This window comes from Methanohalophilus sp. DAL1 (genome assembly GCF_001683555.1).
Taxonomy (GTDB): domain Archaea; phylum Halobacteriota; class Methanosarcinia; order Methanosarcinales; family Methanosarcinaceae; genus Methanohalophilus; species Methanohalophilus euhalobius.
Window position 1 is genome coordinate 1 of record NZ_MAFX01000032.1, and the last position, 11,530, is coordinate 11,530.

Sequence of the window (11,530 nt, forward strand, 5' to 3'; positions counted from 1 at the left end):
TTATTTTTGCCCCAGCTACCATTATCATTTTGTTTTTTTAGTAACCAACGGATTGATTGGCCTATCTCGCCTGAGTGACCGGCCATTATAAGTGCCTGCATAACAAGATTGCTGGTTGCTATGAACTTCCAGCCACCATTTTCCTGCATCCGGGACAATAACCAGTCGGATTTTTCCCGGATAAAATCAGTGTGATCTGTTCCTGTCAGTTTTGATTGTTTCATGAGGCAAATTATGATCAATGCAATTGTACCGGGATGTTCCCATGTACTATCAAAATCCTTTATGATTTTCTGGCATTCGCCGGGGCAGGACACTTCGAGATCTGCAAGGGCAATCAGGGCATAAGTTCTATCATATATATCTTCTAAATTGCCACCTTTCTGTTTGGTTTTGATATAATGGGTGAATGCAGGATAGTAAATCCCCATTGTGGAAAGGGCCGATACACCTCTGCAAATTTCCCTGAAAGATTGTGACCTGTGAATCTCTTTTATGAGGGTGGCTGTACGGGTATATCCCCTGCCCCAGAGATAGCTGGCTGTTGTGCTTCTGGCATATTCCTTGAGGGTCACAGGCTGATTTTCATCCAGCCAATCAAGCCCTCTTCTTGCTGCATCTTTATATTTAGTTTCCTTTGTCTGAATCTTACAATCCCCTGGCTTTCTTGATAGGCTTTTCATAGAGTTTTTCAAGATGCTCTACTATATTTTCAAGAATTGGGCCTGGAATTCCCACCAGCATTTCATCCCTGCCTATATCGGTTGTCCTGCGACATCCGAAACATCCCATGGAAAAATTTACATCGCCGGTCTGGATGGGAATTATCGTTGAATCTACGCAGGTGGCCTGGAACGGTGCTGTGCTCAGGGTTACCCTCCCTCCCTTTTCAAAAGTAAACGCTGGTACGATCCAGTAAAGGGTCTCCGGAAGGTCGACCAGAACCACGACATCGGGCTTAAAGTCAGCCTTTTCAAGAGGACAAACTACTGTTGCCTGCATGGAACACTCTTCGAATTCTGCCCTCTCCTCTATCATCTTAGCAGCTGCTTCAGGTGTATCAAACATGCCGATTTTGGAGTGGAATTCCCCGCTTCTTACATTGTCAGGTGTTTCTAAAAGTCCCAGACTGGAACCACCTACCACACATGCATGTTTATCTGCCGGTATCACAAGACATTCGCCAGTCCTTGCTTTCATGATAGACTGGCAATGACGGGTTTTCTTCTCGGGTTGGTTATAGTCTGCAGGAATATCTTCGCTCTTTTTTACCAATTTCACGGCTACTGGTTCGTATCTTAGCTGCAGTATTTCCTTGAGTTTGTCACTTATCTCTTTATTTTCCATAAAAATTCCCTTGCCCTTAAAATATAATGGAAGATTAGTTGAACTTTTCCTCCACAGAATTAACGATTAAATCGAATTTTTCTTTCCAGATGGATTTGTCATCATTGACATATACATCTCCTTTGTCCCCTGATGATGAAACATCGGGTTCGATGGGCAATGTAGCAAGTATAGGGGTGTTGAAATCTTTTGCAGCCTTTTCTACAGATTCACCGCCAAAGACCTGTATTTCTTCATTGCAGTGGGGGCAGATTACACCGCTCATGTTTTCGACCATTCCGATAAGGGGTACTTCCAGCATTTCTGTAAATTTCAGGGATTTCCTTACACTTGTAAGTGCTACATCCTGGGGAGTTGTGACAACGATGGCACCGTCGACCTTGCCCAGTAACTGTACTATACTCAATGGCTCATCTCCTGTGCCCGGAGGCAGGTCTATGATCAGGTAGTCCAGCACTCCCCAGTCAACTTCTTCCAGAAACTGCTTGATGGCTCCCATCTTGGCAGGCCCTCTCCAGACAACAGGGGAATCCGGATCGTCCAGCAGTAAACCTATGGACATAACCTTGAGGTTGTCGGCAACCTGTACAGGCAGGATCCCCTTTTCTCCAACTTCGGGTCTCTTGTCAGCAATTCCAAACATTGTGGGAATACTTGGTCCATGAATATCACTGTCAAGCAGCCCGACCCTTTTCCCGCGTCTGGCAAGGGCTGCAGCGAGATTTGCAGAAACGGTACTCTTTCCTACACCGCCTTTGCCACTCATTACCATGAGCTTGTTTTTTATTCCGCGCAGATTCGATACGAGTTTTGGCTCTTCAACTTTAGAATTTACCAGACTTTCAGCTGACTGTATGTTTTGACTCATTTTAATGACTCCATTTATTCAGTAGTGTAATTTCCACCTTTGATATCTATGGCCTGCCCTTCAACAAGAGCTCTGGCGACTTTTTTTCTCGCATTTTTCAGTTCTCCCCAAAAAGCCCTTCTGGAAATTCCCATTTCAAGGGCTGCTTCTTCCTGTGTCAGCTCATCCACATCCACAAGCCGGATGGCCTCCAGTTCCTCAAATGCGAGTTCTACTACCTCAACTTCAGACCTTGGTATGCCGCAGGGTTTAAAGCACATAATAGTGGGCTCTGCCCGTATTCTGCGGGGGCATTTTGGTCTTCCTCTCCTGCATTTCATAAGTTAACCAATCACCCATAGGTGAGGAAATATATAAAGGATTCCTAATTGCCCGGTTTGTCCGACAAACAAGGTATTTATCGGACAAAACGGATGGTGGTGTAATTGCATCAAGAAATATCAAGATTTTTCAAAGTGATTTTCGGTCAAAGCGGTTGGTTCAATTAATAATATGTTGCGCACCTGTTGGCAAAATAACTTACATCCACAATCGGGCTTGTCTATAAAGTGCTCTTGCCTACAAAATTTGGAATCTGATTATAAAGTACTTTCTTGACTACAAATCTATTTTAAGGTCGCCTGAATCATATCGTTACTATAAGCAGGCTTGTCACAAGTATACTAAGCAAAGTTATATTGGATTGAAACTGGCTACTTGAATGCTCATTACTCACCGATTTATCTAAATCATCTCTTTTAGATTCTTCTGATTCAATGAATCTTTGCTCCATTATTCCAGCAATCACTTCTAAGGGCTCATTGTCTTCAATTTTGAAACCATCAGGATACCTATCCCAGATATCTTGCAATTCTGCTTTTAGCTTTTCTTTTTCTTCTTCAGTTAAATCAGACTCATCTATTCCAGTCATATATGCAATTTGACTTTCCTCATCAGTTGCAGCAAAGGCAATATATGAATAAGGAGATGCCTTTACCACATGTGGCAAAGATGCCTGTAGTTCCAAATATTCCTGGACTTCTTGCATTCCTTCTTCACCCAACTCAGCCTCCAACTCTTCCATCTTTAATTGAGCAGCATCTTTGACTGGGGTGTTGTTTTCTTCTCCAGTCGAAGCTATTGCTGACGGTGTCAGACATAGACACAATACCATACCAATACATAACACTAGCAATCCTTCTTTTCTATTCATCCGTTCTTACCCTCAATCCACCATTATGATTTGGTATATCATTATATGAATCACATCTATAATAAAATGGCCACTGGGAAAAATTTAACAAAAGGATCTTGTGGATGTTCTTTTCTTGAACTGAATCATCGAATTTGATCGCAATGTATGGCATTTGACTACAAAGTTATGTTTTAAGCTCTAAAGTATGGGACTTTTAGGGTAAGGTCGATGTGCTTGTGATCTGCATTAGAATGCATCAAGCTTTTCAATGTAATATTCGGACAAATTAATTTTTCGGACAAAGTGCAAATTGCCCTGCAAAAAAGCTATTATATTTACAGGGGAATTTTATACTAGGTTTAGGAGTCAGGTATATGAAAAATAATATGCTTCTCTGGGATGAGACAATTTTCAGAGATCCCATCGTACTGGAGCTGGATTATCTTCCCGAACAATTTATGCACCGGGATTCTCAGTTGCAATCTCTCATCTATAGTTTAAAGCCTGCAGTAAAAGGTATGAGACCTATTAATTGTCTTGTTTATGGTCCACCCGGCACCGGAAAAACCAGTGCTGTATTGAAGGTTTTTGAAGAAATAGAAGCACACACCTCGAATGTGGTCCTTGTAAAGATCAATTGCCAGATGGATTCCACCCGCTTTGCTGTTGTTTCACGCATATATCGCAAACTTTTCAATATAGACCCGCCGTCTTCAGGAGTAGCTTTCAGGAAACTTTTTGAAAAAATTGTCCTGAAACTTATCGAAAAGGATAGGGTAATGGTGGTGTGTCTGGATGATATCAATTATTTATTCCACGGCGGGCATGCCGATGAGATCATGTATTCCATACTACGAGCCCATGAACAGTATCCCGGTGTGAAAATGGGTGTAATTGCGATTGTAAGTGATACGGGAAAACTTTACAGGTTTGATCCAAAGGTGAGTTCTGTATTCCTGCCTGAAGAGATTGAATTTCCTCCTTATTCTTATGACGAAATAGGAGACATCATTTCTTCCCGAATCCAGCTGGCTTTCTATCCGGAAGTAGTCCCGGATCAAGTCAGAGAGAAAATAGTGAATTATGTCGATTTGACCGGTGATCTGCGTGTTGGTATCGATCTACTCAAGAGATCAGGCCTGAATGCAGAAAAAAGGGCAAGCAAAAACATTTCAGAGGATGATGTGGATAAGGCCTATGAATCGTCACGCCTTTTGCATCTGAGGCGTAACATATCATCCCTTTCAGATAATGAAAAAGAGATTTTGCGGCTTGTGGCGGAAAATGATGGAATCAAAGCAGGCGAACTTTATGAACTTTTCAATGACAATAATGAATTGGGATATACCCGGTTTTATAGTTTGGTGAATAAATTAAAAGATTCGCATTATCTGGATGTTTCGTTTTCAGGTGAAGGTATGCGGGGCAGAACCCGTATTATTCGTCTGAACTATCCTGCAGATGATGTAATAAAATGCATTCGGGGTTGATATTCTGGAAACCCGTACAAAGGTCTGGCTGACACATGAAGGTAAACCTGTGATCGGTGCCGGTAAGGTGCGTCTCCTAAAGGCTATAGATGAAGAGAAATCCCTGAAAAAAGCCTGTGAAAAACTCGACATTTCCTATAAACATGCCTGGAATATATTGAAGAAGATGAATTTAAGAATTGGACACGATGTGGTAAGGACTGTAAGGGGAGGTAAGGAGCAGGGTACTTTTCTTACAGAGTATGGCAGGGATCTGATAAATCAATATGAGCTAAATCGTGAGTATGTTGACAGGATGGTGTAGGAAGAATTATCCTCTGAAAATAAGGGTGAGATCAATAATATTCCCTGTAAGGTCAGGAATGTAGAATCTTCTGATGGAATCTCCAGGATTCAGATTGAAGTTGAGTCTGCAGTATTAACTTCTATACTGAGGGAAAAGGAATTAGGAAATCTGGATGTCGGTGAGGGGGATGAAGTGATTGCTACTATTCGAGCTGTCGATATAGGTATTTCTCCTGTGAAAAATGAGGGGGAATAAACCTGCGACTGCTTTCCTGGAATGTCAATGGTTTGCGGGCAGTTGCTAAAAAAGGATTTTTGGAATGGTTGGATTCTGAATCACCTGATATTCTGTGTTTGCAGGAGACAAAAGCCCGCCCTTCCCAGCTCCCACCAAATATCAGGCGCATAGATGGTTATTACAGTTATTTCAGTGCTGCTGCAAGGAAAGGCTATAGTGGGGTTGCCCTTTACAGTAAGGTCCAGCCACAAGAGGTTCGTTACGGCTTTGGTATAAACCGTTTTGACCATGAAGGAAGGATTTTAATCGCTTTTTATGATGATTTTGTACTTTTTAATATTTACTTTCCCAATGGTAATTCTTCAGATGAGCGGCTTCAGTATAAAATGGATTTCTATGAGGCTCTCCTGAATTATGCACAGGCCTTAAAAGACAAGGGATATTCCATAGTTGTCTGTGGGGATTTGAATACGGCTCATAAAACGGTTGATATTGCAAGACCAAAGCAAAATGAAAACCATTCCGGGTTTCTCCCAATTGAAAGGGAATGGATAGATAAGTTCCTTTCTCATGGTTTCATTGATACTTTCAGGCTTTTCAATTCAGATGATGGTAATTATACCTGGTGGGATTTGAAAACCAGGGCAAGGGATCGTAATGTGGGATGGAGGCTGGACTACTTTTTTGTAAGTGATGATATGGAGCCGAATTTAATCGAGGCTTCTATTTTTAGGGAAGTGACTGGTTCGGACCATTGTCCTGTTGGAATTAAGCTTCAATTTTAAGGGCCAACAATGAAGAGAGAATCCTTCTCTGTAATCTTGTTGGGAGTCTGTTTTTGCAGTCTATGGTTTTGAATCTTATGTTTTAGCAGACTGAATTTTTCGCAAGCAATAGTGATTCTGAATATCTCGTTTTAAGCTGGAAAGGGTTAATATTTTCTCCAGTTCTGGTTTTCCCGGGAGATGGCGGTTTTAGGTGTTCTATTTGTTAATCGAAATGATTAATATTAATCACTCAGGTAAAGTTGATCAACAACAACTAATATATATCATCACGTCAAATAGGATTTTACAATGTGGAGTTCCGCTGAATGTTAACCAACCAGAACTCCACATCGGCCCAAAGGCAGGGTTAGGTTTGCTGTTAACAGTATATAAGCGTAGCTTTGCCTCGGGAGTAGATTGAATAATGAGGTAAAGACATGAAGAACAATGTAAAATTAGGAGTAAGCCTGATTCTCGTGGCGATGTTGCTTGGCAGCATAGCGCTTGTGGCAACTGTAAGTGCAGCACCAGAAGAAACAATGGACCAATGGATGCAAAATCATACTGTAAATGTTGAATCAGTTACAACTTACAGATATGAACAAGGCCATCTGGAAGTAAAAGAGATATACACGGGAAAAGAGCTTGAAGAAAGGTTCAGTGTCAAGAACATAACAAAGGTGCAGCAAATTCCTATTGATAGAAAAGATATCCTCAAACAAGAAGAAACTGAAAAAGTAGTTGTGACAAAAAAAGAAGTTGTACTGACCACTAAAGCATACAACTGGTGGGATAACTATGATTATCCCCAGTGGACATGGTCAAATGTCGGATATATGATTTATGAAAAAGAGGACCCTATAAATCTGGTATGGAATGATAATTCTGCAAATATGGTTAAATCTGAAATATTGGATGAGGGTTGGACTGATCATCCGGCGCAGAATCCCCAATATGCCTCTGATCCACAATGGGGTTGGGTGTTGGCTGATGGTGTGGCTGATGATGAATTCCGTATATATGGTGGATACCATGCAAGGCTATGGCAAACATCATATGGGGATGTTGTAGCAAATGCACATCATGATGATAACTTCCCTCACGAAGCTGATCAATATGAGCAGGCAGAAGATCTGATCGCCGGATTTTATGGAACTGGCTGGATAGTCAATAAGGATGATTACTGGCTAAACAATAAAATAACAACTCCAGAAAATGATGGGAAAGCAACTGTGATAAATGGAAATTAAATAGTATTCAGGAGGTGGTTCAATCCACCCTTTATTTTTTTAATTTTGGTGAAAAAATGACAAATTTCAAAAAATTAATACTTCCAGTAATCATATCTTCAGTAATCATTATTATTGTAACTGGAATAGATTCTCTGGGAGATGCATTGCGTCCAGTAATTGGTGATTTACTGACCCTTCCTGTTGTGTTTTTCGGTATGCTCCTTTTACCGTTAGCTCCTATCATATATGGGTTGCTTACAGGGGATAGGATCGGGTCTGTTATTATTGGAGTTATTCCTGTTATCGGACTTTTTCTTGACATATATTTGGGCTTAATCGTATCAGGTGAGTTTATTGAGACAGAGACTCTTGCTTATTTTGGAATCCTTATTATTCTGGGTGGTATGGAAGGATATTTTGCATCAAAGAAAGAAATAGAGTACAACATTCTTTCGATATGTTGTTTTCTGTTCTGGATGGTAATTTTTGTCAGAGGTATTAATTGATGAACTCAGGGCCCTGCCCTTTATCTGGCAATCCTGTATATATGAAGCAGGATTCCTGCACTGTCAAGCACAACAGCGGTTTCTTTCCTATGTTAAAATAACTGGAGGATACAGGATTAATATTTTGTATCCGGTTTTGGTTTGCCCGGAACTATAAAATTCAGTGCACTCTCAGAGTTAATCGAAGTGATTAATATTAATCACTCAGATAAAGTTGTGTTGCAAAAATAATATATACGATCACGTCGAATGAGAATTTACAATGTGGAGTTCCGCTGAATGTTAACCAACCAGAACTCCACATTGGCCCAAAGGCAGGGTTAGGTTTGCTGTTAACAGTATATAAGCGTAGCTTTGCCTCGGGAGTGGAACTGAACAAATGAGGTAAAGACATGAAGAATATTACAAAAATAAGCTTGAGCATATTGCTTGTAAGCATAATGCTCATTGGGTTTGCATGGGCAGGAGCGTCCGATTCCAGCCATGATGACTCTTTCGAAGAAGAATACTATTTCCCAGAGTATGGTGCAAACACATTTGATTCCCTGAGGAAAGATTCAAGTGTAATTGAAACCCGGGGAGCAGTACCTGAGCTTATAGAGGATAAAACAAAAGTGGAATGGGCGAACACTCTCATTAAAAGTCTTAACAGTTCTGGAAGTGAACTTCATCCTTATATGAAAGAATACGGTGGTCCTCTGCTAGGGTTTGGTGTAAACTATGGGGGATATATATTTGTAGAATTTGATAAGGAAGTGAAAGATATTGACCCATCTACAATTGATAATTTTTACAATATTGTGGATACAAATGCAAAAAAATTAGAAATATCTAATGTGCCGGTAGTTTTCAGAAAAGGAGAAGAAGTTTATCTTGATGAACGTGACGATGAATGGTCAGATATGATTGGTGGTATAAGGATAATATACCAAAATGCAACAAACACATGGTATGAGTCAACATTATCATTTGCTGCAGAAGACAGCACTGGAACAAAAGGGTTTGTAATATCTGGACATTCTGCTATGACAGCTGGTAGTGTCGGAGGAGACATTTATCAACCCAGTTCAACCAGAAAAGTGGGTGAAGTAACTTACATCACGGGCCATTTTGCAGATGCTGCATGGGTTGAAGCCAGTAATGTTGAAGATGATATCTATTATGAAGATGTTGATGATGTTAGGGATGTACGTAATTATTACGATCCAAACTTAGGCAGCAAAGTCTACATGTCAGGAATTACCAGTGACCGGACATATGGTTATGTCGAAGAAGAGTGGGATGAAATAAACCACCCCGTTTTTGGAACTCTTTATGATCAACTTTCTGCAGATTATGATTCCGACAATGGTGATAGTGGTGCACCTATCTTTAAGAAATATGGAAATCAAGTAATGATCTCTGGTGTACACTGGGGCAGCACTGCTACAAACGCCCTTTTTTCACCAATTAGTGGAGTTGAGTTAGATTTGGATGTAGAACCTTTGACGTAAGAATATCATGTATTCTGTGGTTTAGCCAGATTATTGACGTATAATCTGGCTTTTATATTTTAGATTTATTCGTATATAAGTTAAATAGTTTTATATATTGTCCATATAATTATTAAACTGTTGGCATAAATCATATGAAGCATATAAGAGTGGAAGAAAATGCTTATAAAAAATCAAATTTACAAAATTGTAATTCTGATGTTCTTTATTTCTATCTTATCAATAGTTTCAGCAAGTGCAGTTGATGACGAGGTAAATGATTCTGGACATACGGATGAAATCTCTGATTCGAATAGTTCTAATTCCTATTTTGAAGAATATAAGGACGAACCGCTATTCATAGCCAGCAGGGGAACTTTTCCCGAAACAATTGATCAGGAATGGAATAATTCGGTATCTAAATGCTGGTTATCCATATCAACCGAAAAATCGCTTGTCGAATTTGATCCGTCGGTATATGCCATCGGTAATGCTGGTGAATTTCTGGAAGTGTACTTGAGTTCCTCTTATCAGGGAAAAATAAATGAGTCAAAGATTGATGAGATATACCTGAAAATAGATGAATACTGCGAACAGGAAGCAGTAATCAATGAAATTCCAGTGGTTTTTATGTGGACAGAGGATGATGAAGATATACCGCTTCTTGACTATGGACCGGAGACCCTTGAAAATGCTAAAAACGATCCATCTGTTATAGCGGTCTATGGGACAATGCCCGTAATTGAACAAGAAAGTGAAAAAAGAAGGTGGATAGATTCACTCGGCCATTCAATGGACGGAGAAGTTCGCCCATTTTCTGCTGAATTTGGCGGACCTGTAACAGGTTACGGAGTCAGCATAAATGGATATCTGTTTGTGGGCATGGATATGGACAGCCCTGAAAAAATAAATGAGTCAGGAATTGATGAAGTCTATCAAGCAATAGACAGTCACTTTGAACAGGAAGCTGGCATAACTGGGGTACCTGTGGTGTTTAGATGGGAGAAACGTGCTGTTTTAGATGAAGCAATCGTTGAAGAGAAAAGCACATCTGATGAAGATGGAAATCCTGTAATAGTAGGTAATGAAACAACAGAACAAGATAAGGGGGCAAACAACCAACTACCAGGCTTCACTTCAATTCTGCTTATCGTTGGATTGGTGATGCTGGCAATAAGTAGAAAGTGATGATTCTTGTTCCCATGTTAACAAGAAATATTATTATGATGTACCATTAGTAAATTTTCAATGGAACTTTTCTGTGATTAATAATTAGGAAATCAAAAAGAGAGTTTTCAAACCGTGCATGTGGTTGCATTGGGTGTTGAATCCCATGGTCTAAAGTGATGTTTTTGCGTCGGAGCCTGGCAGGACTGGATTACATCATTTGAGGTTGAATCCCATGGTCTAAAGTGATGTTTTTGCTAATTAATACTGGATGGGGCAGAAATGATGTTAATGTGTATTTTGATGGTTATATTGACGACATGGTGTACATTGAGTGCCATAGAACCAGAGGATACGGGTTATTTATATCTGTCTCCAAAGGTATTGGTAAATGTAACTAAGACAGGGATAAATAAAAATTATATCGGCTCTGTAGAAACCCTTTCCTCTAACTTCCACTAATACATTATCATTTTTATAAGAAGAGGCCCCCAATGTGATTTTGACCACAAAAACACAAAGGGGATGAATGTATTTTGTCAAGCGATTACTTAAACTTTATCGATACAGCTATGTCTGTAGCTGGAAGATCCCATCTTCCAATCTATAGTTGTAAATACTCCAAGCGAAAATATACTCAACATCAGTTACTGACATTGGTATTATTCAAAGATTACATAAATGAAAATTACAGAAAATTTGTTAAACTTGTTGAGTTGATGGATAGAGTTCAGTCCAAGATTGGTATAAAACAGGTACCTCACTTCACAACATTACATAAATTTACCAATAGAATATCTTCATTCTATTTCAATAGCTTACTTCACCAAACTCTGAAACTCTTCTATTCGCATGGTGAAAAAATACCTCTGGTTGCTATTGATTCAAGTGGATTCACAGGAGGACATTGTAGTTACTATTATTCTGTAAGAACAGGAAAAAAGAGGCGTTCGTATCTGAAAACAAGTATAGCTGTTGACGTTG

The 11,530-nt window shown here is 39.7% G+C and carries 12 protein-coding genes and 1 pseudogene; 8 read left to right on the plus strand and 5 right to left on the minus strand.

The window, feature by feature from the left end:
- From A9957_RS06570 to A9957_RS06590, 5 genes are all read right to left on the minus strand, one after another.
- Positions 1 to 683, minus strand: a 683-nt coding sequence (locus A9957_RS06570; RefSeq protein ID WP_292343591.1) for a hypothetical protein, incomplete at its 3' end; no start/stop codon positions are given.
- Positions 649 to 1,347 (minus strand): DUF169 domain-containing protein, encoded by a 699-nt coding sequence (locus A9957_RS06575; protein ID WP_292343593.1) that lies wholly within the window; start codon positions 1,345 to 1,347, stop codon positions 649 to 651. The genes A9957_RS06570 and A9957_RS06575, both read right to left, overlap by 35 nt.
- 34 nt (positions 1,348 to 1,381) lie before the next feature.
- A complete protein-coding gene (locus A9957_RS06580) occupies positions 1,382 to 2,215 on the minus strand; it encodes an Mrp/NBP35 family ATP-binding protein (protein ID WP_181079327.1) in 834 nt (277 codons plus the stop codon).
- A 14-nt stretch (positions 2,216 to 2,229) separates the two neighbouring features.
- Positions 2,230 to 2,535 carry a DUF134 domain-containing protein gene (locus A9957_RS06585; protein WP_292343595.1) on the minus strand — a complete coding sequence of 102 codons (306 nt, stop codon included), beginning with the start codon at positions 2,533 to 2,535 and terminating at the stop codon, positions 2,230 to 2,232.
- 305 nt (positions 2,536 to 2,840) lie between these two features.
- Entirely contained in the window at positions 2,841 to 3,407 is a 567-nt protein-coding gene (locus A9957_RS06590; RefSeq protein ID WP_243641494.1) for a hypothetical protein, read from the minus strand.
- Positions 3,408 to 3,763: 356 nt separating this feature from the next.
- Between A9957_RS06590 and A9957_RS06595 the strand changes: the two genes are divergently transcribed.
- The 8 genes and pseudogenes from A9957_RS06595 to A9957_RS06630 all read left to right on the plus strand — a co-directional run.
- Positions 3,764 to 4,879, plus strand: a complete 1,116-nt coding sequence (locus tag A9957_RS06595) for an ORC1-type DNA replication protein (RefSeq protein WP_292343596.1) — start codon at positions 3,764 to 3,766, stop codon at positions 4,877 to 4,879.
- 49 nt (positions 4,880 to 4,928) lie between these two features.
- Entirely contained in the window at positions 4,929 to 5,183 is a 255-nt protein-coding gene (locus tag A9957_RS06600; protein WP_292343597.1) for a winged helix-turn-helix domain-containing protein, read from the plus strand.
- Between the two features lie 245 nt (positions 5,184 to 5,428).
- Entirely contained in the window at positions 5,429 to 6,187 is a 759-nt protein-coding gene (gene xth / locus A9957_RS06605) for an exodeoxyribonuclease III (protein ID WP_207891996.1), read from the plus strand.
- Positions 6,188 to 6,606: 419 nt separating this feature from the next.
- Positions 6,607 to 7,419: a hypothetical protein gene (locus A9957_RS06610; RefSeq protein ID WP_128754693.1), complete on the plus strand. Its 813-nt coding sequence runs from the start codon at positions 6,607 to 6,609 to the stop codon at positions 7,417 to 7,419.
- Positions 7,420 to 7,475: 56 nt separating this feature from the next.
- The gene (locus A9957_RS06615; protein ID WP_128754694.1) at positions 7,476 to 7,907 is read left to right on the plus strand and encodes a hypothetical protein; all 432 of its coding nucleotides are present in this window, start codon (positions 7,476 to 7,478) and stop codon (positions 7,905 to 7,907) included.
- Positions 7,908 to 8,299: 392 nt separating this feature from the next.
- Entirely contained in the window at positions 8,300 to 9,400 is a 1,101-nt protein-coding gene (locus tag A9957_RS06620; RefSeq protein ID WP_292343599.1) for a hypothetical protein, read from the plus strand.
- Between the two features lie 159 nt (positions 9,401 to 9,559).
- Entirely contained in the window at positions 9,560 to 10,567 is a 1,008-nt protein-coding gene (locus A9957_RS06625; RefSeq protein WP_096712731.1) for a hypothetical protein, read from the plus strand.
- Positions 10,568 to 11,079: 512 nt separating this feature from the next.
- Positions 11,080 to 11,530 (plus strand): annotated as a pseudogene (locus A9957_RS06630) (IS5/IS1182 family transposase); the annotation flags it as partial.